Annotated in this window: 31 protein-coding genes; 28 read left to right on the plus strand and 3 right to left on the minus strand. The window is 35.7% G+C overall.

The window, feature by feature from the left end; genetic code table 11:
• The first annotated feature begins 8 nt into the window (after positions 1 to 8).
• From HUX68_RS13145 to HUX68_RS13225, 17 genes are all read left to right on the plus strand, one after another.
• Positions 9 to 251: a YdbC family protein gene (locus HUX68_RS13145; protein WP_174615267.1), complete on the plus strand. Its 243-nt coding sequence runs from the start codon at positions 9 to 11 to the stop codon at positions 249 to 251.
• An 81-nt stretch (positions 252 to 332) separates the two neighbouring features.
• A complete protein-coding gene (locus tag HUX68_RS13150; RefSeq protein ID WP_174615268.1) occupies positions 333 to 920 on the plus strand; it encodes a hypothetical protein in 588 nt (195 codons plus the stop codon).
• A gap of 54 nt (positions 921 to 974) precedes the next feature.
• A complete protein-coding gene (locus HUX68_RS13155) occupies positions 975 to 2,777 on the plus strand; it encodes a pLS20_p028 family conjugation system transmembrane protein (protein ID WP_246206678.1) in 1,803 nt (600 codons plus the stop codon).
• A complete protein-coding gene (locus tag HUX68_RS13160) occupies positions 2,774 to 3,112 on the plus strand; it encodes a DUF5592 family protein (RefSeq protein ID WP_174615269.1) in 339 nt (112 codons plus the stop codon). The genes HUX68_RS13155 and HUX68_RS13160 overlap by 4 nt, the downstream gene beginning before the upstream one ends.
• A complete protein-coding gene (locus tag HUX68_RS13165) occupies positions 3,109 to 3,792 on the plus strand; it encodes a hypothetical protein (RefSeq protein ID WP_246206679.1) in 684 nt (227 codons plus the stop codon). The genes HUX68_RS13160 and HUX68_RS13165 overlap by 4 nt, the downstream gene beginning before the upstream one ends.
• Positions 3,793 to 3,808: 16 nt before the next feature.
• Positions 3,809 to 5,842 carry a VirB4 family type IV secretion system protein gene (locus HUX68_RS13170; RefSeq protein ID WP_174615270.1) on the plus strand — a complete coding sequence of 678 codons (2,034 nt, stop codon included), beginning with the start codon at positions 3,809 to 3,811 and terminating at the stop codon, positions 5,840 to 5,842.
• 1 nt (position 5,843) lies between these two features.
• Positions 5,844 to 6,572 (plus strand): hypothetical protein, encoded by a 729-nt coding sequence (locus HUX68_RS13175; RefSeq protein ID WP_174615271.1) that lies wholly within the window; start codon positions 5,844 to 5,846, stop codon positions 6,570 to 6,572.
• A complete protein-coding gene (locus tag HUX68_RS13180) occupies positions 6,569 to 7,702 on the plus strand; it encodes a peptidoglycan DD-metalloendopeptidase family protein (protein WP_174615272.1) in 1,134 nt (377 codons plus the stop codon). Before HUX68_RS13175 ends, HUX68_RS13180 begins: the two co-directional genes overlap by 4 nt.
• A complete protein-coding gene (locus HUX68_RS13185; RefSeq protein ID WP_174615273.1) occupies positions 7,699 to 8,862 on the plus strand; it encodes a hypothetical protein in 1,164 nt (387 codons plus the stop codon). Before HUX68_RS13180 ends, HUX68_RS13185 begins: the two co-directional genes overlap by 4 nt.
• Positions 8,863 to 9,050: 188 nt before the next feature.
• On the plus strand, positions 9,051 to 9,383 hold the full coding sequence (locus tag HUX68_RS13190) for a hypothetical protein (RefSeq protein ID WP_174615274.1): 333 nt from the start codon (positions 9,051 to 9,053) through the stop codon (positions 9,381 to 9,383).
• A 1-nt stretch (position 9,384) separates the two neighbouring features.
• The gene (locus tag HUX68_RS13195) at positions 9,385 to 9,837 is read left to right on the plus strand and encodes a hypothetical protein (RefSeq protein WP_246206680.1); all 453 of its coding nucleotides are present in this window, start codon (positions 9,385 to 9,387) and stop codon (positions 9,835 to 9,837) included.
• A 3-nt stretch (positions 9,838 to 9,840) separates the two neighbouring features.
• Positions 9,841 to 11,088 (plus strand): MobP2 family relaxase, encoded by a 1,248-nt coding sequence (gene mobP2, locus HUX68_RS13200; protein WP_174615275.1) that lies wholly within the window; start codon positions 9,841 to 9,843, stop codon positions 11,086 to 11,088.
• A gap of 202 nt (positions 11,089 to 11,290) precedes the next feature.
• A complete protein-coding gene (locus tag HUX68_RS13205; RefSeq protein WP_174615276.1) occupies positions 11,291 to 12,160 on the plus strand; it encodes a hypothetical protein in 870 nt (289 codons plus the stop codon).
• A 47-nt stretch (positions 12,161 to 12,207) separates the two neighbouring features.
• Positions 12,208 to 14,352 carry a type IA DNA topoisomerase gene (locus tag HUX68_RS13210; RefSeq protein ID WP_174615277.1) on the plus strand — a complete coding sequence of 715 codons (2,145 nt, stop codon included), beginning with the start codon at positions 12,208 to 12,210 and terminating at the stop codon, positions 14,350 to 14,352.
• 6 nt (positions 14,353 to 14,358) lie between these two features.
• A complete protein-coding gene (locus tag HUX68_RS13215) occupies positions 14,359 to 14,583 on the plus strand; it encodes a hypothetical protein (protein ID WP_174615278.1) in 225 nt (74 codons plus the stop codon).
• A gap of 195 nt (positions 14,584 to 14,778) precedes the next feature.
• Positions 14,779 to 15,594, plus strand: coding sequence for a hypothetical protein (locus tag HUX68_RS13220; RefSeq protein ID WP_174615279.1), 816 nt, complete (start codon positions 14,779 to 14,781; stop codon positions 15,592 to 15,594).
• Between the two features lie 48 nt (positions 15,595 to 15,642).
• On the plus strand, positions 15,643 to 16,869 hold the full coding sequence (locus HUX68_RS13225; protein WP_174615280.1) for an ArdC-like ssDNA-binding domain-containing protein: 1,227 nt from the start codon (positions 15,643 to 15,645) through the stop codon (positions 16,867 to 16,869).
• Positions 16,870 to 17,010: 141 nt separating this feature from the next.
• On the opposite strand, the gene HUX68_RS13230 is transcribed toward HUX68_RS13225, so the two are convergent.
• A complete protein-coding gene (locus tag HUX68_RS13230; protein WP_174615281.1) occupies positions 17,011 to 17,388 on the minus strand; it encodes a YhjD family protein in 378 nt (125 codons plus the stop codon).
• 281 nt (positions 17,389 to 17,669) lie between these two features.
• The gene (locus HUX68_RS13235) at positions 17,670 to 17,879 is read right to left on the minus strand and encodes a hypothetical protein (RefSeq protein WP_174615282.1); all 210 of its coding nucleotides are present in this window, start codon (positions 17,877 to 17,879) and stop codon (positions 17,670 to 17,672) included.
• Positions 17,880 to 18,177: 298 nt separating this feature from the next.
• Between HUX68_RS13235 and HUX68_RS13240 the strand changes: the two genes are divergently transcribed.
• From HUX68_RS13240 to HUX68_RS13255, 4 genes are all read left to right on the plus strand, one after another.
• Positions 18,178 to 18,438 carry a hypothetical protein gene (locus HUX68_RS13240; protein ID WP_174615283.1) on the plus strand — a complete coding sequence of 87 codons (261 nt, stop codon included), beginning with the start codon at positions 18,178 to 18,180 and terminating at the stop codon, positions 18,436 to 18,438.
• A 564-nt stretch (positions 18,439 to 19,002) separates the two neighbouring features.
• On the plus strand, positions 19,003 to 19,272 hold the full coding sequence (locus HUX68_RS13245; RefSeq protein ID WP_174615284.1) for a hypothetical protein: 270 nt from the start codon (positions 19,003 to 19,005) through the stop codon (positions 19,270 to 19,272).
• A gap of 148 nt (positions 19,273 to 19,420) precedes the next feature.
• Entirely contained in the window at positions 19,421 to 19,741 is a 321-nt protein-coding gene (locus HUX68_RS13250) for a hypothetical protein (RefSeq protein ID WP_174615285.1), read from the plus strand.
• A 128-nt stretch (positions 19,742 to 19,869) separates the two neighbouring features.
• On the plus strand, positions 19,870 to 20,190 hold the full coding sequence (locus tag HUX68_RS13255) for a hypothetical protein (RefSeq protein ID WP_174615285.1): 321 nt from the start codon (positions 19,870 to 19,872) through the stop codon (positions 20,188 to 20,190).
• A gap of 212 nt (positions 20,191 to 20,402) precedes the next feature.
• Here HUX68_RS13255 and HUX68_RS13260 read toward each other — a convergent pair whose 3' ends face one another.
• A complete protein-coding gene (locus tag HUX68_RS13260) occupies positions 20,403 to 20,606 on the minus strand; it encodes a hypothetical protein (protein ID WP_085520978.1) in 204 nt (67 codons plus the stop codon).
• 254 nt (positions 20,607 to 20,860) lie between these two features.
• On the opposite strand from HUX68_RS13260, the gene HUX68_RS13265 reads away from it, so the two are divergent.
• The 7 genes from HUX68_RS13265 to HUX68_RS13295 all read left to right on the plus strand — a co-directional run bounded on the left by HUX68_RS13265 (position 20,861) and on the right by HUX68_RS13295 (position 25,274).
• Positions 20,861 to 21,673, plus strand: a complete 813-nt coding sequence (locus HUX68_RS13265) for a pentapeptide repeat-containing protein (protein WP_174615286.1) — start codon at positions 20,861 to 20,863, stop codon at positions 21,671 to 21,673.
• 427 nt (positions 21,674 to 22,100) lie between these two features.
• Positions 22,101 to 22,400: a hypothetical protein gene (locus tag HUX68_RS13270; RefSeq protein ID WP_174615287.1), complete on the plus strand. Its 300-nt coding sequence runs from the start codon at positions 22,101 to 22,103 to the stop codon at positions 22,398 to 22,400.
• 450 nt (positions 22,401 to 22,850) lie between these two features.
• A complete protein-coding gene (locus HUX68_RS13275) occupies positions 22,851 to 23,363 on the plus strand; it encodes a type 1 glutamine amidotransferase domain-containing protein (protein ID WP_010530576.1) in 513 nt (170 codons plus the stop codon).
• A 165-nt stretch (positions 23,364 to 23,528) separates the two neighbouring features.
• Positions 23,529 to 23,891: a hypothetical protein gene (locus HUX68_RS13280; RefSeq protein WP_174615288.1), complete on the plus strand. Its 363-nt coding sequence runs from the start codon at positions 23,529 to 23,531 to the stop codon at positions 23,889 to 23,891.
• A 72-nt stretch (positions 23,892 to 23,963) separates the two neighbouring features.
• Positions 23,964 to 24,524 (plus strand): hypothetical protein, encoded by a 561-nt coding sequence (locus HUX68_RS13285; RefSeq protein WP_174615289.1) that lies wholly within the window; start codon positions 23,964 to 23,966, stop codon positions 24,522 to 24,524.
• A gap of 171 nt (positions 24,525 to 24,695) precedes the next feature.
• The gene (locus HUX68_RS13290; RefSeq protein WP_174615290.1) at positions 24,696 to 25,022 is read left to right on the plus strand and encodes a hypothetical protein; all 327 of its coding nucleotides are present in this window, start codon (positions 24,696 to 24,698) and stop codon (positions 25,020 to 25,022) included.
• 51 nt (positions 25,023 to 25,073) lie between these two features.
• Entirely contained in the window at positions 25,074 to 25,274 is a 201-nt protein-coding gene (locus HUX68_RS13295; protein WP_174612719.1) for a hypothetical protein, read from the plus strand.
• Positions 25,275 to 25,331 lie beyond the last annotated feature (57 nt).

Here is a 25,331-nt window from a genome sequence, read left to right on the forward strand (position 1 = left end):
GGTATAAAATGAAACATAATGATTATCGTGTGAAATGGGATGTTATTGAAGAAATTGCTGTAATATATGTCAGTCAGTCCGGCTGGACGAAAGAACTTAATAGGATAAGCTGGAATGGGGGTGAACCGAAGTATGATGTCAGGTGGTGGAATCCGACTAAAACAATAATCGGTAAAGGATTCACCTTTACACCGGAAGAATTGGAAAAGCTAAAAGAGATTATTGATACGAAAATACCGAATCTTTCATAATTAGGAGTGGGAAACTATTTCCATAGGTTTGGAGGATTGATATACTAATTAAAAAAGAGAAATGGAGTGATGGTGTACATTATGCGAAAACGATTGTTGATTAGTTTCATCGTAATGTCATTTCTACTTATATTAACGGCATGTGGAGATAGTGGTAATGCTGCCAAGGATGATGCTCAAAGCACAGCAGATAATCCAGAAGTTGGATTGAATAAGATTACACTTGATGCATTAGTTCAAAAAAAGGAAAACAATGAAGCCTTTTATGTACTCATGTTTGATGCAAAGAAGGAATATGTTAAAAACACTAAACTCATAGATGCTTATAATAAAGCATTAAAAGAAAGGGATATGAAAGCCTATTACATTAATCTTCACGATTTAAGCTATGACAGGAATCAAAAATTAAAATCTTTAAGAGAAGCATTTGATAATAAAAATTCCGGTCACAGTCCATTTGCAGATGGAGGAATGACAGTTGTTCATCATGGTAAAATCAGTTCTCCATTTGCTTATTTTGGTAAAGCCTGGCTTTTAAATACTACGATCGGAGAAAAGGGAAATAACGACGAATCATTTCTTAAGAAAAGCATCTATAAAGATGTAAAAGAAGGTATCCAATTAAGTCTTGATTATGTGAACGAAAATAAAATTGATATGAGTAAATAACAATTGACTTGCCTCCTTTGGCAAGTCTTTTTTATGTAGAAAGTGAGGGGTAGAATGGGTGATGGTAATAAGGAAGCCCTTAAACAGTTATATGAAGATTTAGCTGCTATTTTGGACATTTATAGTGGCTGGTTGTATGATAACTTAATCCGAAATATTGGTTGGGGTATCATCCAATTACTAGTTTGGATTAATGACTGGATAGAGGGTGTCGCAGATACTGTTGTTAGCTTAGGTGGTTTATATGATAGCCCGGCTATGCAGCAATTCATGGAAAAAATGCAACCTTTGGCGTTGGCGCTCTTTGTTGTGTCTGTTACCGTGCTTGGCTTTTTGTTTATGTTAAATAAAATCGAGAAACGAAATGAAGTCGCCATGAATATTTTGGTTGCGGTTAGTATGATATTAGTTATTCCCTCTCTGATGGGGATGATGGATGATTTACTGAATGTTGGATTGAATGAATTGGATGAAAGTGGAACCTTATCTGATGATGTATTAAAGCGAAATATTGCGGATGTGAAATATTATGTGGACAGTGGATTTAATTATGCCAGTGGCTTGGATAAAGATAAAATGGCAGGGAATGAAAACTTATTACCACATCCACCGCACCCGAAAAGTAAAGAGATTGGAACCACAAATTATACGTATGGAAATGAATTAGAAAATCCAGAAACGATTGAAGTCAATGAAAAATTAAATGTTTATGAAGATGATGGATGGTTTCCATGGACAACAAAACCATGGGTTAAAGAATTAAAAAGAAAATCCGACAACGGTGGTCTTGGATATGACTTTTTAACGAAGAAATTAATTTCCACCGGAGATGGTGGTACTCGGGTTGTTCAACTTCGAAAAAACACTGTTCCAGCAACGAATCTTGGGCAACAAAGCTATTACCGGTACCATATTAATTGGTTTATCATCATTGCCACACTTTCGGTAACTGCCTTTGCATTGGCAATAACAGTTATCAAAATTGGTCGTGCCATGTTTGATCTGGCGTATCATCAGCTGCATGGAATGTTTACAGCTGCAACAGACTTAACTGGCGGTCAACGCTTGAAAAAAGTATTAACAGAGATTGTCAGTACGTTTGCTGTTATTTTTGTCATGATGGTATTACTGCAAATGTTTATATTCTACGCACAGTGGGCGAACAACATGGAACGTCATATTGGCATTGTCGGTGTGATTCTGTTGTTAATTGCGGGTGCATGGGCGTTAATTGATGCCCCAGACATTATTCAACGTACAATGGGTATTGATGCAGGTTTGCGTTCTGGATACCAAGCTATGATGGGAGGATATGCTGCCGGTAAAATGGTAGGTGCCGGTGGAAAGACAGCAGGTGCAGCTGCCGGCAAAGTAGTAAAAACTGGTGGAAAAACGGCTGGAGGAGCTACTGCTGGTGCTGTTGGTGCATCAAGAGGGTTGAAAAGGAATGACCATATTAAGCCTATCCCTTCCAAAGATGCTGATCCGCAATATAGCCCAAAAGGGGAAGGTTCATTTTCAACTACTGCTGTTGGTGGGGATGCTAGTAATATTCCTATTTCTATACCAAAAACGGACCATTCCAATCCATCACCAACTGCATCGGGAAGTGATGGACGACATAACCAAGTTTTATCACCAGAACAACCTGATAAAAAGTCTGGCTATCTTTATCCAAAAGATCATAAGAAACATACATTGATTGGTGGAAGCAAACCGGTACAACGAGGTAGTCACTTTATGCGAAGGGCTCATAACACTGGTTATGACGTTGGCGAAAAAGTCAGTGACATACGTGCAAGGATAGATAAAGTAAGACAAGGACATAACAATGAAAAGGGGAATGATGAATCATGAAATATGAGATTCCAAAGGAAATAAAAGCAAAACCGAAAATTTTAGGCTTAGAAATGCGAGAGCTAGTCATTATACTGATTAGCTCTCTTTTATTGCTCACCATATTACGTGATTTAGTGCATAGCGTGTTCATGATTCCATATATTGTAGTTGCTGTTATTGGCATGATTTATTTATTTCTGCCATCTGGACAGAATCCGGATAAACGCGTTTATGAGTCCATGATGTTGTGGTTTCGTAATAAAAAAGGAGTCTATCATGCTATTGACCATCACAAAAACCAAAACATAGCTACACATGAAGAGGTACAGTCCACAAGGAGGTCAGATGTATGAGCCATTTAAAAGCAGTACCTGATGAACAAACAGTAGAAAATCCAGCACAAGAGGAAACCGAAACATCACTGAATCAAAAAGAAACATCCAAAAAACCAAAGAAAAAGTGGTTCCAACGAAAACCGAAAAAAACAACCGAAAAAAATCAGCAAAAGAAAAAGAAGGCCCCAAAGCCAAAAGTCTTGCGGCAAACAACGGAAATACTGCCTTTTCTTCAAATACATGATGATTATATCTTAATGAAGCATGGTGTGATGGATATTTTTCAGGTGGAGACTAAAAATATCCATGCACTTAATGATCAAGATATAAATTTTTTATTGTTGAATCGGGCACGATTTTTACGAAGTTATTTTCAGTCTTATAAAGAGGTTATTCTTAACTTCCCCGCAAGCACGGAAAAGCAGCGTCATTATTGGTTGAAAAAGGCAGAGAAGACGGCAAATCCGATACACCTGAAATATATCGAACAAAAGTTATATGAGTTTGATTATGTCGAGGAAGAACGTTCCAATCGGGAGTTCTTCTTTTTTGTTTATGGAAATGATCGAGAAGAATTAACGGACAGAAAAAACGATTGTTTACAAGGGATGAATCAAGCCTTCCCTTTAAGGAAGTTATCCCGTGCTAAAAAGGAACAAGTTTTGTTTCTGTTAAATAATCAAAATACAAAATTGTAATGAAGGGATGAATAGCATGTTTACAAAACAAAAAGCTGCAACCGAAGAAAAGCAGTCTAAAAAACCGGTATTGGATAAAGCGTTTTTAGCTGCTATCCAACCACAGGGTGGTGTTTCCTATAAGGATAAATACATGAAAAAAGGGGATGGTTATGAAGCATGTATTCATGTTTGGGAATATCCACAAAAAGTAGATGTACTTTGGATGGATGAATTAATGTCTATGTATGATGTGACGGTTGTATCAGATATTGCCACGATGAATCAGGAAGATACCGTAAATGCTATTAATAAAAGTATGATGGAACAAGATGTACGTCATAGAACCGCCAAACATGAATCAGACCGGATGGATGCTCAACGAGGATATACGGAAATGGAAGGATTATATGAACAAATAAGTAAGGCTGGGGAAGTTATTAAGTTGATGCATATTCGTTTGTATGTGGCTTCTCCTACAATTTGGGAATTAGAACAAAAAGTAAATCGGACCATGTCAAAGTTGAAATCTATGGGATTTAAAGGACAAATTTTTTTGAATGAGTCTTTTTGGGAATGGCAGTCAATGTTTCTTCCATATGAACGGCAACTTGCTTTTCCGAACAAACGGGAAGGAAAAGGAATGTCTGCCCTTACACTTGCTTCCGGACTTCCTTATCACTTTTCTGAATTGAATGATGAACGTGGAAGTTATTTTGGTACATCCTTTACCGGAGGAAATGTATTATTTGATCTGTTTCACCGGGATAAAATGCGACGTTTTTATAATGCGGTGGTCGTTGGAAAAATGGGTGCCGGTAAATCGACCACTTTGAAAAAATTACTCACGGATAATGCTGCCAGAGGGGATTTTATTCGAGGGTTCGAAATGACTGGTGAATTTAATACGCTTGTCAAAAATCAAGGTGGACATATTGTGAGTTTAGATGGAAGTGATGGAATCATTAATATCCTGCAAATCTTTCGTTCTGACAGAACGGATGAAGAACAAGATGAAAACGATACACCTATAAGCCGGGATATGCCAGCAAAAGAAGCATTAAGTTTTGAAGAGTATGAACGCCTTTGTTTTATGCAACACATTTCCAAAGTGGCTAAGTTTTATGAATTTATGGCAAGTAACCCGGAAACCGGTGAAACGCCTTCAACCGAAGAACTGGATGAATTTAAAAAGGTTCTGCGGCAATTTTATCAATCATTGGGATTTATGGGTAAATTGAAGACAACAGGCGTTACGACACTGCAGAATGATGAATATCCCATTTTTGGTGAATTTCTAACATTTCTTCGAAAACAATTATATGAGGATGTAAAAGATGATGGAAACGAGACACAACGGAATATTCGCAATGAATTGTCTCCGTATCGTGTAAAACGGTTGGAAACCATTGAATTAACGGTTGATAACATGGTTAATACGTATGAGGCCTTATTTAATGGGCATACATCTTTACCAGACATTACAAACGAACAGATCATATTTTTTTCGATTCGCAATCTACGAAAGTTTGAAAAGAATGTGTTCCAGGCTCAAATGTTTAATGCACTAAATTTGATTTGGGATAATTTGATTCAAATTGGTGCACCGCAAAAGCAAAAAATGTATCATGACGATACTTTTTCAGAGGATGATATTACACGATTTCTCATTATGATTGATGAAGCACACCGATTAGTCAATCCGGAAAATATGCTGGCGGTTTCTTATTTAACAGATTTTGCAAGAGAAGCCCGTAAGTTTTTTGGCGGTTTAATTCTTGCCAGTCAGTCGATTCGTGACTTTGTACCAGATCATTCTGATACAGCAGCCGTTACGAAAATCCGTACCTTGTTTGAATTGACACAGTATAAGTTTATCATGCAGCAAGATTCCAATACATTAGACTCCCTGCGTGCTATTTTTGAAGGACAATTAACGGAAAGTGAATTAGATTATGTACCACAGTTGCAGCAAGGAGAATGTGTTTTAAGTATTAGTGGGGTTGGTAATTTAATGTTCTCCATTGAAGCATCTGAACAAGAATTACAGTTGTTTGAAGGGGGACTGTAAAATGTCACAAGAAGATGAAAGGGGCAGCTTAGTAGAACAAGATCCTCAAAAACGAATGTTTAAAAAGCTTATATTTCTTTCCGTCATCGCATCTTTGGTTGTCGTTATGTATGTATGGAAATGGACGGATAAACCGGAAAACCAATCACCGGAGGAAATGTTTGAAACAAGTCAAGCTGCACAGCAATCTCAACAACAAACAACTGGACTTAATGAAGAAAGAATCAATGCAGCATTAAAAGATGATGGCACTCCCAATAAGCAGAATGAACAGCAGGAAACGGAAAAAACATCATCTAATACGCATAATTTAGAAGAAAAGTACCAGCAACAGTACGGAAAACAAACCGTATCAAAGGCAAAAGAGCAGGCTAAAACAGGGCTTGCTCTTTATTTATTGCAAAAGTCGGATTGGGATAAATGGGAAGGGATTGTAACAGATTCTTTTTTGGAAAAAGTGAAAGCTGATATTCAAGCCTTGGAGAACAAATATGTAGAACGAAAGCTAGAAAAAGTGGATTTATTTGCTTCCCAGTATCCAGAGGATAATCACATGTCATTTGGTGCTTTTGCAACATGGCATGTTACCGTTGACGGTCAAACAACCAGTAATCCAATGCAATTGTATTACATTACGCTGCAACCACATGATGGAAAGTGGCTCGTATCAAACATTGTTACGCCAAATCAAAAAGGCATGGAAGGTACCGGAAGGAAAGAGACATCATGAAGCAACTATGGAATGCAGCAAAAAGTATTGCGAAAAAGAAAATCATGTTGTGGGTTCTAAGTTTTATTAGTGCGAATGCCTTAACGATTTTAATAGGCATTTTTTTAATGACGATCCTTCTAGCGATTATTGGGGGAGTAAGTGGTAGTGTTGATCATCAAAAATCAGCACAAGCAAGTGGTACTGCACAATTCATTTGTTCTCCGGCCGGTGAAATCAACATGAAAAAATGGAACAGTATTTTTCAAAATAAAAAACGTTCCGGTGCTTTAAAAGGGTACGGTGATGAAATAGTGAAGCTTTCCAAAAAACGAGGTATTGACCCTGTTTTATTTGCTGCCATTGCCATGCATGAGACAGCTTGGGGCGAATCCCATGCTGTAAAAGCCTACAATAATCCAGGTGGATTAATGAATCCAAACGGTAGTGGGTTGTTACAATTTGACACCATGCAGGAAGGATTAGAGTCTATGGCTCTTACCTTGCATAATCGAATTATTGTAGATGGATTGGTTACGATTGAACAATTAGGAAGTGTATATGCTCCAATTGGTGCAGCGAATGACCCGAATAATTTAAACGCACATTGGGTGCCGACCACAAAAGAAATCGTTAAAAAGTTTGGCGGTTTAACGAAAAATTGTAAGCCTGCAACGGAGGTTGATATGAAAATTATTGGTAATAAATCATGGCTCTCCCCACACACCAAAAATATTACATCCGGATTTGGTTATCGTTCCTGTTATGGATGTTCCTCTTTTCATGGAGGACTGGATGTTGCCAGTGCTGGTATAAGGGGTACACCTATTACCGCATTTGCAGATGGAAAAGTAATTGTTAGTGAAGCAAGTGGAACAACATTCCGTTCGTCAGAATCCAATTTAGGCAGTGGTTATGGATGGCACATGAAGATTAAACATGATAACGGAATGGTTACACATTATGCACATATGAAAGAAAAAGGCGTACCGGTTGGAACCAAGGTTGAAGCTGGTGATGTGATTGGTCGTGTTGGTTCTACGGGTTCTTCAACAGGAGCTCATTTGCACTTTGAGATTATCATAAATGGGGAAAAGGTTAATCCAATGCAATACATCAAACCATTTTTAACAGGAGGTGCTTCAACGTGAAAAAAGCATTAACTCGTGGAAAAGAAAATAAAACGTACTTGGTAATGTTGGTTATTGGTGTACTTTTATTTGGTGTCTTTTTTACATCAGAATCATGGATGTATGATGATACGGTTATTGCACAAACACCATTTCATGAATCTATTGGAGGATTAAATCAAACTACTATTGTACTTAGAAATTGGGAGTACAATCCTGATAATAATTTGATGGAGGTGACCATTGAAACGATGCATACTGGAACAGATGCAGTTGAACCAACCTTTTCATTTGTATCCGAAGGCAAGGATACTGGAAAAACCTATCCTGCACATAAAGTTTTTAAATCGGACAATAAAATGGTTATACAAATTGAAAATGTTCCCGATGATTATCGTGTAATTGGATTGTTTATTACGGAGCATCGTGATGAAGAAATTCTTAAACAAGCGTACAAAGAACAGTTAAATCATGATAATAATGTTGCTACAACAGAAGATGGAAAGATTGATGAGTCTGAACTTCCGGAACCGGAAGAAATTATTCTCGTGGGTGATTATCGTAAAATATCCATCAATAAATCGTTAGTTACGCAAACCGATAAAGCATACAAAAAGGAAACCATTCGTTCAGAAATGGAACGTATTCAAAATCAAATGAAGACACTGGTTGAGGATCGTATTCCATTTCAAAAAGAATTAATCTCCACACTGAAAAAGGAGAAAGGGTCATTTCAAAGGGAAATGAAATTTGAAACAAAGGAAGAAAAGCTGGAGACGGAAAAAGAAATTCAGCAGAAAGAAAATGCCATTCAAGATACCAAAGAAGAAATACAAAAACATCAGGAAAAGATCAAAGAGCTTCGTCAAAAATATCAAAATCGTGAAGATAAGCTGAATGCTTTAACGGTAACAAAGGAAGAAAAAGAACAGCAACGTGAATCAAATAATGATGATTCTAAGACCCAATCGAATAACAAAAATGCTTCCAATGATGGTACAAATAAGAACGAAAAAACATCGAATAATGATTCCAATAATAAAGAAAACTCATCCTCAAAACGTGACAATCGGGATGATAAAAACGATTCTGATAAGAAGAAAAGTAAGTCAAAGAAAAAGGATGACTCTTCTTCCCAAAACGATAATAAAGCGAAAAACAAGGATAATAAGAAGCATTAAACCCTGTATGAAACCTGTATTTCGACCTGTACAAAACCTGTATTTTTAATTAATTTAATGGGGTCACCGGAAAACTAGGCTCTGCCTAGTTACACACGTTATGTGGGTACATTTTCCCCTTATCCTGTTCAACAATCCTTACTCCTTCGAGTAGGGATTGTATATTTTCATAAAGGAGATGTTTTCAAATGGAAGTGAAAATTCGAGACCTGGATATTCGGACTGTTAAAGTATTGGATGATGAAGCAAAAAAACAGAAAGTGTCACGTAATGAATTGTTAAAAAGATACGTTGAAGATCTGGTGATAATTAATGGTGTTAAGCAAGCTGAAAAAGAAGTCGATAGTACCTTAAATAAAGTTGCATCTGCATTAGAGATGACATTCAGCCGATTAGATCAGTTAGAAAAACAAATGGAAAAAATGTTTATTTTATTAAGTGATGTATCTGGACTAGATCCTATGGAAGTAAATCAAATGTTGGATAATATAATGCAATCTAATGTGAAAGGTGCTGATTAATGTGAACCATATAAAAGAAAATAAACGCAGCTCTCATTTTATGTTGACCCCTGAAACCAAAGAAAAAATTAAGATTATTGCTAAAGAAGAAAATATATCGCAAGCGAATGCAGTCGAATTAATGGTTAATACTTATTTTGAGAGTAGAGAAGAAGAACATCTTTTATTAAAACAAACCATTTCCAAATTAATAGATGAAAAAATGGAACCAATGAATGAAAAATTAAGAACACTACAAGTTACCGGTAATGTTATTGACCGAGATACAAAAATCTTATTGGAATTTATGAACCATTATTACCTGGTGAATAAGTTTAATAAGCTGGCTACTACGGAAGATTATAAAACAAAAGGATTACAGCAGGCGGAGGATTTAATTCAAAAACGTATCCATAAGCAGCGAAAGAAAAAGCTAGATTATGAACAACGGAAACAACAAGAAAGGACTGAATAAAGTATGAGTCCTGCGGTTGTATTGCGAACTAAATTTGTAACATCTCATTCAAGAGCATTTAATGACTACGTTAATTATATTGATCGTGACGATGCAAAAGGACATGTTCATGTGAATGAATCATCCAAAGACAAGGATGATTTTTTAGTTTTCTTTGATTTTATGGATTACATGGATGATAGAGAAAAACAAGGGGAATTATTCACGAATCGTAACGATAAATTGAGTTTAGATGAAAAGAAAACATTGAAAGAACAATTTCAATTAGCTCAAAAAAATAATTCTCCCATGTGGCAGGATGTGATTAGTTTTGATAATGGTTGGCTGGCAAAACAGGATATTTATTTTCCAGAATCGCACACGGTTGATGAAGAAAAAATGCGTGACATGGTGCGAAAAACCATGAATACTGTTTTGCAATCAGAAGGGATGGAGAAATCAGCTATCTGGACAGCATCCCTGCATTACAATACCGATAATATTCATGTGCATGTGGCAACCGTTGAACCGCATCCAACAAGAGAACGTATGAATGTGTTGGATGAAGAAACCGGTGTCTGGCATGAGGAATATCGAGCAAAACGGAAACCAAAAACGCTGGAAAAAATGAAATCCAATGTTGCTAATATGTTGATGGACAGGACCAATGAACGAAATAGGATAGATGAATTATTGCGTGGAACCATCCAGCATAAGAAAGAAAATCAGGTATCGTTAGCAACCTATCAAAAAACAAAAGAGTTATTTAAAGAAGGGATAAAACATCTTCCTTCTGATAAAAGACAATGGAAATATGGATATCAATCCATTAATGCAGCAAGACCTTACATTGATGAAATAACAGACATTTATTTGCAGCAGTTTCATGCGGATGATCTGGAACAATTGCATCAACAATTGGATGGAGAAGTGGAAGTCATGAAAGAAATGTACGGTGAAGAGAGTAATTATGACCGGTATAAACAAACAAAGCTAGATGATCTAAAGAAGCGTATGGGTAATGTAGTACTTGCTGAAATGCGTGCATATGATAAAGAACAAAATAATTTCAAGTCACAATACAAGCAAATGAATAAACAGACTTTATTTCAGCAATCGTGGCAGCCGGATCAATTTGATAATCAGGCTGTCACTTCTTTTCGTGTTTCTTTAATTCGATTACAAAAAGCAATGCGGAAAACATTTCAGGACTATGAAAAAGAAAAGAATCAACGGGAGTTCGATCAGATGATGGAAGGATATGAAATGTAACTATTTGAAGAAAGAAGGGAGATGCTATGCAAAACATATACTTGTTTATAACGGATCATGAAGCACTCTTATTGAAAATGATAGGGGTGCTTTTATTTGTGTTATTTGTTGAACCGTATATCTGGAAGTTTGTTAAATGAAAACAACATTATTAATGCTGATTCAATACTAAAATAATTTGTAAGGAAAGGAGAACAAGCACATGAGTCAAGATAATAGGTGGTTACATGATTTAAGGGAAGCATTTATTAAATATAACAACGAGGAATTTAATGTTACTCCCGATGATGCATTATTAACGCTGGCGACAGCAAATGACATAACGGAATCTTCGACGATTAGCATCGGCTATACTACTATGGAAGATCATGAGGATTATGAACTGACTGCTGTAATAGATTTAGAACAAAAACAATTCATTACTACGGTTAATGGTGCTAATTATGAGGAAAAGGAAGTGCTACAATATCAAAGCTATCAAGACATTATAGATGATTTACAGACATGTACATTCGATGATTTCATGCGTAATGACTTCGATTACGATAAGATTATTCAAAAGGATAAACAAATGGGATTGCAGAATAAGTCAAAAGAGGAACGTGATATGGTTGTTTTACATGATCTTGGTATAAGTATACATGAATTAATCCAAGATAAAGAATTTTACCTTTCTGTAACAGACTTATATGATACAAATAAAACAGATGACATTACAATTAGTGCGTTGGAGCCTGATGATATTGGCAGTGATTACGCATTTTATATTTTTAGTGAAAATCACGGTTTAAGTTCTCTTGACCATTTAATCCAGTTCCCAGAATATCCAAATGGTGAGATGAAAGAACAGGTTCTGCAACAACAATTAGCAAAAAAAGTAGAGCTTTACACCTATGATGGAACGTTTGAAGTGGATGCAGAGTGGCTAGAAAAAAACATTGAAGATATGGAGCTGGGTGAATTTTTAAATTCGTATACGTGGGATGAAGCTGAATGGCTGCGTGACTTACATGCAAAAGAACAAAATGAAAAAGGAATTTCTAAGAAAACGGAACCAGATATGGAGATGTAAGGGCTTCTGAAAAGGAGTCCTCACTATTTTAGAAAAGGTGATAATAAATGGGACTTACATTAATAATGGCTGAAAAGCCGAGTCAGGCTCGGTCTTATGCAGATGCATTTGATGTTAAAAACAAAACGAAAACTTACATTGAATTAAAACCCTGCAGCATTTTTCCGGAAGGCGCAACGATTACATGGGGAGTCGGACATTTAGTGTCATTAAAAATGCCTGGTGAATATAAGGAGGAATGGCAAATGTGGAATTTAAAGAATTTGCCTATTTTCCCTGATACATTCGAGTATAAGGTATCATCGAATGTGAAAGATCAATTCAAGGCAGTGAAGAAATTATTTGATGCTGCAACGACTCTTATTAACGCCTGTGATGTAGACAGGGAAGGCAGCAACATATTTTATTCGACATTGTATATGACCGGTTATAAAAACAGTCAAAAACCGATTAAGCGTTTATGGATTAATTCATTGGAAAGAGATGAAGTCAAAAAAGGTTTTACAAAACTATTGGATAATCAAAAAGATATATTAATGTATGAGGAAGCGAAAGCTCGACAACAAGCCGATTGGTTGGTCGGCATGAATGCCAGCCAACTTTACACATTGCTTTTACAGCAAAAAGGATATTCCGGAAGCCTTTCAATTGGAAGAGTTCAATCGCCAACCGTTTATTTGATTTATCAGCGACAGAAAGAGATTGATAACTTTGTAACCCAACCGTTTTTTGAAATTGAAGCGACATTTACAGCTGAACAGGGTTATTATAAAGGGAAGGCGAATGTAAAGGAAGATGCCAAAGAGAAGGTGCAAGCTTTATTAGATCAATACCGGATAGCCGGAAAAGAACAAGGTGTCGTTGCTTCTGTTGAAAAGAATGAAAAACGGAAAAAGGCTTCAAAACTTCATTCCTTATCTACCTTGCAAAGTAAAGCGAATAAACAATGGAAGTATAGTCCGAAAAAAGTACTGGACATCGTTCAACGGTTGTATGATAAGAAGGTTCTTTCTTATCCACGTACCGATTGTAACTATATTACAGACAGCGAATTTGCGTATTTAAAGGATAATTTGAAGGAATATCAATGTGTTCTTCAAGTAGAATTTACGCCGAAGACATTAGAGCCAAACAAACGCTTTGTGGATGGAGCAAAGGTAGAAGAGCATTACGCGATAATTCCCACGAAAACGATTCCTTCTGAAAAAACATTGCAAAGTTTTTCAGATGAAGAACGAAATATTTATCGTGAAGTAGTGGCAACCATGTTAGGAATGTTTCATGAAGATTATATCTATGAAGAAACAACGATCCTCACACATGTGAATGGCCTTCCGTTTAAATCGACTGGGAAAACCGAAAAAGTGAAGGGATGGCAAACCTTGTTTCCCGCAAAAAAACAGGATAAAGAAGAAAAAGAGAAGGAAGCTGTTCTTCCTAATGTGTCGGAAAAGGAAACGGTTCAAGGGGATATACGTATCAAAGAAAGGAAAACAAAGCCTCCGAAGCCGTACAGTGAAGGGCAGCTTATTAACATGATGAAAACATGTGGTAAGCACGTTGAACAGGATGAAGATGTCGAGATTCTCAAAGAGATTGAAGGACTTGGTACCGAAGCCACTCGAAGTGGTATTATTGAACGGATTAAGCAGCAGAAATACGTTGAGATTAAAAAGAATGTGGCTACCGTTACAGACAAAGGAAAAATCTTATGTGAAGCGATTGAAGGAACATTGCTTTCCAGTCCGACCATGACTGCTAAATGGGAAAGTTACCTTACGAAAATCGGAAAAGGAGAAGGTGCTTCCCATGTTTTTATGGATAAAATCAAACAGTTTATTCAGCAGCAGATACACGAGACCCCTGATAAGTTAAATGGCAAAGAAATACAAGAGAAAATACAGACCCAGCAACACGCTAATAGCATTGGAAGATGTCCATTATGCAATGGTGATATTCAAGATAAAGGAAAGTTTTACGGTTGTTCCGGTTACAAAGATGGCTGCACATTTACACTGCCTAAAAGGTTTTTAGGAAAAACCATTAGTGCAGCTAATATGAAAAAGATACTTGCTGGTAGTAAAACGAGTCTTATAAAAGGATTTAAGAGCAAAAAAGGAAAAACATTTAATGCTTATTTACGTTATGACAGCAATGAAGGACGACTTAAGCCAGAATTTCAGAAGGGATGATAACGAATGGATTTATATGTAGACGGGAAATACAAAGTAGTGGATGTTGGCTATGTGAAGGAAATAAAAGATACCAGTGTTGTGTTTATCGTAAAAGATGGAGATATTGAAATGGATGTGGACGATGTAACATTAGATGCTATTCAAACGATTGTTGAAGCTGACGAGGAGGCATTAATCCCATTAGACTTCGAAACAAAAACGGTAATCTTAGACGGTGAACCAGTATAAGTTCAATCATTTTCATGAATCAAGGCTTCCATTCTTTTGGAAGTCTTTTTTTCTTTTAATGATTTGTATGGTTGATAACAATGCACATCATTCTTCTGCATTAACGAGGAAGTGGATGAAACATTATATGAAAGAAAATTTGAGTGAGGGCTTCTAAATAAGGAGTCCTCCCTTATTTTGAAGGAGGTATTATTTATGAATGAAAAAGAAATCTTCGTAGGAAATCAGAACGTTTATGTCATTCACGATTTGGAATTAGACGTCGAATTTGATTATATATCACAGGAGGAACATACAGCAGCAATTCTTGAATTAGAGGAACATATTCATGAACAAAGGCTTCAACCAACTGTTCCGGATAATGGCTATATCAATGCACATGAGGATGCCATTATTTATCATACAGAAAGCGGTACTATTCATTATGCTTCCAGTCTTGAAAGCAATCCGGCCAAAGATCAACGCACGGAACATATACTCCATCAATTTTATAAAGATTGCCTTTCCTTTTGGAACCAAGAGAAAGAGCGAAGTTCCGGCTTCGCACGTGCTAAAAGTCCAGAGCGACTTGCAGTGCAGGATGTTTCTTTTTTAAAACATGACCCAACAGTACCTATTGGTGATTTGCTTGACGAAAATACGAAATTAGCTTGGTTAAAGGATAAAAATGAAGAATTGGATGTGCTGGAAAAGCCTACTGTCATTCTGGATAAACAAACAGGTGGTTATTCCATATATACGAATATGGAAGATTTATTTGAAGCATGTAAGCAAAATACCTTAAACCATCTTGCTGGACTGGAAGATGAATATGCATATCAACTTGGGGAATTTGAAGCATTTACACTGAAAGATAAAGAAGTATTTATAACAGATAAATATGAATATGCTTTGCTGGAACCAACACAAGAAAACATAAAAGAGTGGGAAACGTTTCATTATACAAAGTGGAAACATGGGGTTTCTAATCATGAAACAGAAAAATCATCCGAACCAGGAATGGAAATGTAAGGGCTTCTACACAGGAGTCCTTCTTTTTATGTTGAGGAGGTTAAACACATGAAACGAAAATCATTTGAACAAAAGCGTGAGGAAGTAAGGCAGTTAACGGAGGACATGAATGATTCCATTGATTCATACTTTCAGAGTGAAGAAAATCTAGCGGAATACCTGCAATTCATGACACAATTTCACCAGTACTCATTGCGTAATACCGCTTTAATTCAAAGCCAATTTGAAGGGGCCCAAGCTGTAGGTAGCTATAAATTCTGGAAAGAAAAAGGATTTCAAGTGCAAAAAGGAGAAAAAGCTCTCAAAATTCTTGTACCAAATAAATCAGCACCTAAATTCAAGGATCATAACAGTAAATGGAAAAATATGAAGTATGCAACAGAACAGGAGAAAGATAAGATTGAAAAAGGGGAATTAGAGAAACGAAAAAGTAAATTATACTTTTCCACTGGCAATGTATTTGACATAAGTCAAACCAATGCAAAAGCTCGTGATCTGCCGGAAATTTTTCCAAATAAATGGATGGAAGGGGATGTAAAGCATTATGATGTGATGTTAGATGCTATGCATCAAATTGGTGAAAAAATGGATGTTTCGATTGGAAAGCCGTTTGAAGAACTAGGGGCAGCAAAAGGGGCTTTTTATCATGCAGCCGGTGATATAAATAATGGTCATATAGGCTTGAATCCACGTAATGGAGAATTACAAAATGTAAAGACGATGTTGCATGAGCTCTGCCATGCAAAACGGCATAACCCGCAAAATGATGATTATAAAGCTATGCCAGCAGAAGAAAAGGAATATCAAGCAGAAATGACAGCATATGCGGTAGCAAACTACTTTGATATTGATACCAGTGATTATTCACTACCCTATTTAGCTAACTGGACTCAAGATAAAGAGATGAAGGATAAAACTAATTTACTGGAAGGTGTACGTGAAACTGCCATTGAGTTTATTCATGAAATAGAGCCTGAATTAATAAAAGAACGCGAAAAAGAACATGCACAAGAATCAGTGAAAAACTATGAGGATGGTCTCTATTGGTATGAAATGCTACACCGTCCTGTGTCATTGGGTTGTCAGCCTAAAGGCTTTGTTGATTTTATGGAGGATAAAGGGAACCATGGAATTTTGGCATATGAAAGAGAATTAACAGAAAAAGAATTAAGTGATTTTGAAATGCAGGAATGGGATATAGATCAAGAAAAAGAAAAGCAGCAAACTAATGAATTAACTAAAAGGCAAGAGCTAGAAATGGAGTTGGAAATGTAGGGGGTGATTATTCCCCCTTTCCAAGCAAACAGCCTTTTACTTAACCGCCTATGAAAATTGTATAATTGTTGCTATTAAAAATTGCAAATAATATAAAGATGTTACCCTCTCTTAGATACCTTCTGCATACGTTTTTGTTGGTTAATCAAATCGCCAGCCTTCATGTGTCATTTTAAAGTTTTTTACTTTTCTTATATACTTAACCATGGTTTCTTTTGTTAATTGCTGCATTTTATTCGGGGTGTAACGAATCGTGCCGGATTGATTTTCGTCATACCATTGATATACCGTGTTTCCAGTCCGTTTAATAACAATATGGTGCTTGGTATAGAGTTGCTGCTTTGTAGCAGATAGATCATTGATTACTTCTTGAATAGCAGCATCAAGCATACTTAGAAATACATTCAATGATTCTAATGAACTGTATCTCTGAAAATGTTTTTTATCTTGTTCAAATATCTTTAAAACAAAAGGCAATATGATAAAATCCTGTGTAAGTTGCTGTAATTCTTCATCCATGCCATCACCTCAAATCAAATTGGTAAAGCTATTTTCATTTTAAATAAGGTTAAAAAAGAATCCAAGCTTTACTCCTTTGATATACATTGTTCAAACATTGGTTTTATGGTAAAAATAAAGTGAGTGAGTATTCGGCAAACGGGCCAGTTAATGGAATAAATAAGGATTGTAATGTGGGCGTTTCCTACATTTGCAATTGTGTTATTATTGGAAATAACGTTGGCAAAGGGGAGGATTAAGATTAAAAAATCTTGGTTTACTAACGATGTTATTTTGCAAATTTATTTCTGTTTTGGAAACAAGAATGATATGCCTAAAAAAATTAGTCCGATAGTAAGGCCAACTGGTTCATAAGCGTAATAAATCGACGCAGGCATTTTTTCGGTCACCCGAACAAAACTTAAAATCAGCTTTGAAACAAGTGTGAGCATTACTATTCCGTAGGCTATATATTGAAAAACTTCTCGCTTGTTTAATTTGATTTTATCCATATAAAACACACCTTTCTATGAAATATTCCACTTTGTATAATTATGACATAGTTAATTTAAGGTTTCATGGTATTTTTTGAAAATGATATTTTATTACTATTTATCTTGGTTTTGGACCTTTGTCCATTATCAACATCTTAAAGAAAGCCTGCAATTGCACATCTAAAATGGTTTGTAATTTTCATCAAAAGGGCGCTTATCTGTAATAAAGATCGACGCCCGTATTTTACATAAGAGCCATAAAATGAAATAGTTAATGTTAAATAATTTTGATAAAGTAAAGATTGAGGTGTTGTTAATGAATCTAAAAAAAATCCAGTTAATTATTGGACTTCCATCTGGGATTCTGTTGCTTACATCTTTATTTCTAGATTACAGAATTGGATTATTTATATCATTGGGCGGTGGTCTTGTAGCACTAATTATTAGACAAATACGCTTACAAAAATATGTGTATATGCTAGGTCATCCCGATAGACACCTTAGTCGTGGGGATTCTGATGATCTGTTAGAGAAAGCAGAAACTTATGAAATAGATTATAGAGAAGATAATAAATAAACAATTGGGCGCACATCCGAAATAATTGCGCCCTTTCTTGGTATCGCGCCATTTAATGGGAAAAGGAAGGTGATATCATTGCTCAAAAATAAAATTCAACCAATATTGCTTTTTGCGTTATTTATTACTTCAATGACATGGCTGACGAGCGCTTATAGTAGCTTTTCCAATCATGAAATAAAAAACGGCATTATATATACAATATTATTTGTTTTTCTTTTTGGATTAGCAATTTGGGGCTTTATTAGTAACAAAAGACTTGACCACAAAAAAGAGTAAAATGAGGGATATGCCTGTTAAATGGTTGGGCGCAAATCCGGAACAAAGGTTTCCTCCTTTTTCATGTAGTCCAATTTATGAAAAAAGAGCGAATCCTTTTATATATGGATTTCGTTTTATATATTGGGGATTTAAACCTAACTAGAAATGGGGGTTCATGATGTAGATTACGATTATTGCAGCAGTTGCAGCTGTTGTTCTTTTTTCTTATAAAGGTAAATGGTTAGCTTGTTCAGTTATAGGACTCGAAGATGGAATAAGAATGGCACAAAAGTTGGTGATTGAATGAGTGAAAAGGTTTGGAAAACATTAAGGATTACCGGTTTAGTTGTTGGATTTTCAATCTTTTTATTTTTAATTTCTTATTTTGAAACTCCTCAGGATGTTTCTAAGTCATATTTTGGTATATCCCTAATTGTAATCCTGTTTGTATGTGCAATCTTTTTAATTTTTGATAGGATAAAGGTTCAAGTCACTGAAGAAGTTAATGTTAAAACCTTTATATACACAGGGTTGGTTCTGATAATTATGTATTTAATGGCTAAAATCATATAAAGTTGGATATTAGCACGGTATGACTATTCAAGAATTGGGCGCTTTTCCCTAATAAGGATTAGTGCCATACCGCATATAAGAGCCATATTGTATAATGAATCCAATTCGTTTAACATTACAAAAGGTTTTGAATCGGGGGATATAACCAATGAAAAGAATATTTCTTTTTGTAATGGTTTTGTTTGTAAGTGCTTTATTAGCGGGATGTGGAAATAGATCAGACTTTCAAGGTATCGTTCATGAGGTGAAAGAATCCAGTATTGCCGTTGTGACAGATGACGTTGAACCTGAGGCTTCATATCCAGTTTATGAAGTTTTTGTTGATGACAAAACTGAGATCAAGGGACCCGTTAATGAATTCTCAAAATTAAAGGCTGATCAAAAGGTGGAAATTTGGGTAAAAGGTGAATGGAATAATGACCCTGAAAACAAAATGGTCGCAAATAAAATCATAGTTAGTAAGAAGTGAAGAGTATTCACCAATCGGGCGCTTTTCCCTAATAAGGATTAGTGCCATACCGCATATAAGAGCCATATTGTATAATGAATCCAATTCGTTTAACATTACAAAAGGTTTTGAATCGGGGGATATAACCAATGAAAAGAATATTTCTTTTTGTAATGGTTTTGTTTGTAAGTGCTTTATTAGCGGGATGTGGAAATAGATCAGACTTTCAAGGTATCGTTCATGAGGTGAAAGAATCCAGTATTGCCGTTGTGACAGATGACGTTGAACCTGAGGCTTCATATCCAGTTTATGAAGTTTTTGTTGATGACAAAACTGAGATCAAGGGACCCGTTAATGAATTCTCAAAATTAAAGGCTGATCAAAAGGTGGAAATTTGGGTAAAAGGTGAATGGAATAATGACCCTGAAAACAAAATGGTCGCAAATAAAATCATAGTTAGTAAGAAGTGAAGAGTATTCACCAATCGGGCGCAGTTGTGGAGGAAGGAAGCACTGTGTTTGAATTGGGCCAGATTGTTTAGCAACGCTCGTAAAGCAAATGGATTTTTTATGTTAGGATAAATGGTGATTGTGAAGAAATGTACTTAAAGTAACGGGCAGGTTAGTTCAGATTCTGTTTTATTTAAATAAAAGACGGTGAAAAAAGCACCGTCTATAATTCGCTATTTATTTTGTGTTAATTCTTTGTAATAAAGGTAATTGACTTTATGCTTGGTAGCCATTAACTGCGAAGCCAAAACCGCCGTATAAACAGTGGTTAGTACAATTGCTCCAATACCAAGACCTGAAAGGTTTATCTTATTAGATGTACTCATTCCATTATTACTTGTGCTCATAGCATTATTACTTGTGGGTGCTTCTGCCATTTTATTAACCCCCTAATTTGTTATAGGGGTATTATTTGTAAAGGCATTTAAACTTATACTCTAAAAAATAACTGAGAGAAAGAAAAGAGGCAGGTCTTAAAACCTTTAAGTTTGTGAACAAATATACTTAAACAAACGGGCGCTTTCGCGGAAGAAGATGCGCAGTTTCTGTGTTGTAAAATTGCAACTATTAATAGTTTTCTTTTTCATATATACTTTAAATACTATGTGAACTACACAGGAAGTGTTTAATAATGTTTGATGACTTAAAATCAGATTGCAAGAATTGCTTTGGGTTATGCTGTGTAGCATTGCCTTATACAGAATCAGCTGATTTTCCGTTTAACAAAGACGGTGGAGAACCTTGCCGACATTTATGTTCAAATAATTTGTGTTCAATACATGACGAGTTAAGAGACAAAGGCTTTCGTGGTTGTGTAGCTTATGAGTGTTTTGGTGCTGGGCAGCATGTTTCACAAAATATTTATAAGGGTGAAGACTGGCGAAAAGACCCAGAACGTGCTGAAGAAATGTTTGCCGTATTTCCTCTTGTCCAACAATTGCATGAAATGCTTTGGTATCTGAAACAGGCTTTGATTTTAAAGGAAACCCAATCATTTCACTCTAGTCTACAAAAGATGTACGAAGAAACGGTTGAGTTAACCATAAAAACATCTAAAGAGATATTAGAAATAGATATTGTTGCACATAGAAACAAAGTGAACGCTATATTGATAGAGACAAGCAAATTATATCGTGCGGACCTTATTAATAAGAGTAAAAAGAAAAGGGAAAAGAAATTCTTGGATTACTTAGGGGCAAATCTAAAAGGGTTGAATTTACAAGGCGAAAATTTTAGAGGAATACTAATGATTGCAGCTGATTTAAGCCATAGTGATTTGAGAAAGGCTGATTTTATTGGGGCTGACCTTAGGGACGCAGAACTAAGTGGTGCTAACTTGAAAGAAGCTCTCTTTCTGACGCAGTCACAAATTAATTCAGCAAAAGGAGATCATCACACGCAAATTCCCGACTATTTAGAGAAACCAAGCCATTGGTTGAATTAAAGGATTACAATTTACTTTTGGATAAGGTCTTTGAAATGATCTTCCTTAATCGGGCGAGCTTGTTTAACAGGTCGTCCTTTTTGAATCGGATCTTATTATGTAGGAGTTGTCATTCTCGAACGAATGATATCTTTGAAAGACGTGGGAATTTCATTATTTATTTGAAAAAAATTTAAGGAAAGTGGAGGGGCTAAACCTCCACTTTGTTGACTAAATAATATCCCTGACATAACAGCCCTAATAAGTTTTTGTTCGATATATCTTACGTGAGTAATTTAGTTTTTGCATTATTCATTTACCCAGTTACATCATTATGGTTCAAGAAAAGGGCGCCTTTCCGGAATAATGAGTAACAATATAGCATCTATAAAAGATTTTTAAATTACATAAGCTATCGCTAAGAAATATTTCAAATGGAGGTATTACATTGAAAAAAGGAATAGCGATAGCGGTATTGATTTTAATAAGTACGTTTGTATTTAGTTTTATGGATTGGAATGGATCAGCATCTACTCAAGCAGTTAATAATGATACATTTGAAGATAAGATTAAAAACTTTGGAAAGAAATTGACCAATAAACTTCCTAAATCATACAGCATGGAAGATGCTATTGAAAATGGCGATATCGTGGTACAAAATGGTATTAGCTCAAAAGAAAGGGAAAAAATTGATCAATTCATAGAAAATGTGAAAAATGACAAACCAGATTTTATTCGTTTCCCCTAATTTATACCAAATGGTACTGCGATTAAGGAGTATCAATTTAATGGGGAGCTTATTTACTATAGTTTTGACACCTCACGGCTACAGGGTCAAAAGCCAAAGTCTACAGAGATGACTATTGTAAAAAACTTGTTATCAATAGCGAAATGTCATACTTAGCAAAATGCTACAAACATGACAAAAAAATTGAGTTTTAATACGTTAGGTTTTTTCAGAAATATGACTTAAACTGGTATTCAATAAACGGGCGCAGTTGGGGAATAAAGACCAGCGCCCAAATGCCATTGTAGGGCACGTTTATGTAACACGATAAGGTAGAAGGGAACAAGTGCCTGTCAGTTAGAGCATCGTTATTTGGTTCGTGCATAATACGGTTCATGAGCATACTGCTTAATAAAGTTATGAGCAGTATGCTAGAATATATTCGAGAATGATAAAGGGAGGAAGTACTATATGAGTCGACACATTGCAGTCCTTGTAACAGACATGGTAGAAGAAATTGAATTAACTGATCCTGTGAAAGCTTACAAAGAGGCTGGGCATACGGTAGATATTATCAGTAATGAAGCAAAAAAAACCATCAATGGCAAAAATGGAGACGAAATACAAGCGGATAGAGGCATAGATGAAGTAAATGCAAACGATTATGATGCATTACTCGTACCTGGCGGGTTTTCTCCTGACTTACTACGTATTAATCCGAAGAATAGTGAGTTTGCGAAAACATTTTTCCAAGACAATAAACCCATATTTTCAATTTGCCATGGTCCACAGTTTCTCGTTAATACAGACCAACTAAAAGGTAGAGAGCTAACAAGTTTTGTTTCCGTAAGAAAAGACTTGGAAAATGCAGGAGCAACTGTAAAAGATGAAGAAGTAATCGTAGATGGAAACCTTGTAACAAGCAGAACACCTGATGATCTTCCTGCATTCAATCGCGAATCTCTAAAGCTTTTAGAAAAATAATTTGTCAATCGTATAGGGGGGCTGTTAATCATGCAGCCTCTCTTTATTTTTTATTTGATAATAGACAAAGCGCTCATGCCCATCTGCCATGATCTTCGTCAAACGGGCGCAATCCTTGAATAAGGTAGCGCCCTTGGACCTTTTAGAAGTCAAGGGGATTTAACGATGAATATTTACTATGATAGTTATTTCAAGACACTTAAAAAGAACTTTATGTTAGTAATCATGGCAATTGTTTTGTTAATTCCAACTTTTTTCATATGGGCTGGCGTTCCTTTTTTTATCATTGGTGGGGTAATGGAGAGTTTAACCACTAACCCATTACTTGTTCATTTATGTATTTCACTATCGGGAGGATTTCTATTTTCTTTACCCTTTATGCCAATCAATTTAAAGGCTGCAAAAAATATAGACAACAATACAGCAGGGTATGATGTAGCAAAGTACTTTATTTACGTACAAACAATATTCATATTAGTATGTTCAGTGATTTTTGGAGTGATTTCAAATATCATTATCCAGCTATAGGACGCTTTCCTAAAACAAAGGTTCAACGCATATTTTCATTTTATGATTATCGGGGAGATTGAGGTGATTTAATTGAAGAAGGCAATGTCGCTACTCGCTTTCATTTTTATTGTTATCTTTATAATAGGCTCTTTTCCCTCGATTACAAGTGCTTGTTCATGTGCAGAATTACCAAGTGTAGAAGAAGAATTTGAACGTTCAAAAGCCGTATTTAGCGGGAAAGTTGTTGATATAAAAGAGAAATGGAGTTTAAGAGGATATACACCTAAATCCGTTCTATTTGAGGTCACGAACACCTGGAAGGGTGTTGAACAATCACAAATTATCATTACCACTGGTCAAGGTGGTGGAGACTGTGGGTATAAATTTACACAGGGAAAAGAATATTTGGTTTATGCTAACGAATCAACTATGTATGGGGCAAAAACACTTGTGTCAACCATGTGTGATCGTACCGATGTGTTGAGTTCTTCACAGGATTTGGAAGTGCTTGGAGAAGGGAAGCCCCCAACAGAAGAGGTTGATTTAAGTGCTGAACATAATGGAAACCAGATATATATTCGGGCTACAGTGGTTGTAGCCATTGGCATTATTATGTTATTCATTTTGGTTAGACGTAAAAAATTGAATTAATTGTGGGGGCAATCTTCAGCAAAAGCTAATCTTTAATAAGAGTTAGCGCCGCTATTGCGTCATAGGGCTATACACGGAATAAAATCTTGTGTAAATAACAGAAATTTGAAATAATAATTAATGAGCAAAGGGGCAAGCAACAAGAAAATAATTTTAAGTAGGGGGAAAGAAATGTATTGGGAGACTTTACCTAATTGGTTTTGGATACTCAATTACTTATTTTTATTAATAACATTAGTGGCGGCAATATATAGTGTTGTGAAAAAAATAATAGACGGTTTGTCCATTGTAGCGATTGTATTTACTGTAACAGTTCCAGTAATTGGTCTGCTAAATAGTCTTGGAAGAACGGAAGGAATGGACGAATTGGAATATCTAGTTAACCAGTTACAACAAGGTTCTGTATGGTCAATTGTAGTAATCATAGGCTATTTATATTTGTTAATATGGTGGTTTTTATTTCTATTTAAAAGTAAACCAAAAAAGGGCTCTTATTAATGTAAGGGGCCCGAATTTTTAATAAGAATTACCGCTAAGGGGGACAATTGATTGGGGATTCTAATTATTATACTTCCGTATATCTCAATTATGGTTGGTCTTGCTTTTATCACATTAGGGCTTTGGGAATTGAGAGAAGGGGTAAATAGGAAGAAATATATAAAGTATATGTTTACAGGATTGTGTTTGATAGTTATTTTAGCTCCATTTATTAAGTTTTTTGGTAGTGCTTACGGTATCTCATTTGGTTAAATCCTTGGTATTAATTATACATAAATAAACAATACCCAATATCAGAAAAGTAAACTT

Source organism: Virgibacillus ihumii, from assembly GCF_902726655.1.
GTDB lineage: Bacteria > Bacillota > Bacilli > Bacillales > Amphibacillaceae > Lentibacillus > Lentibacillus ihumii.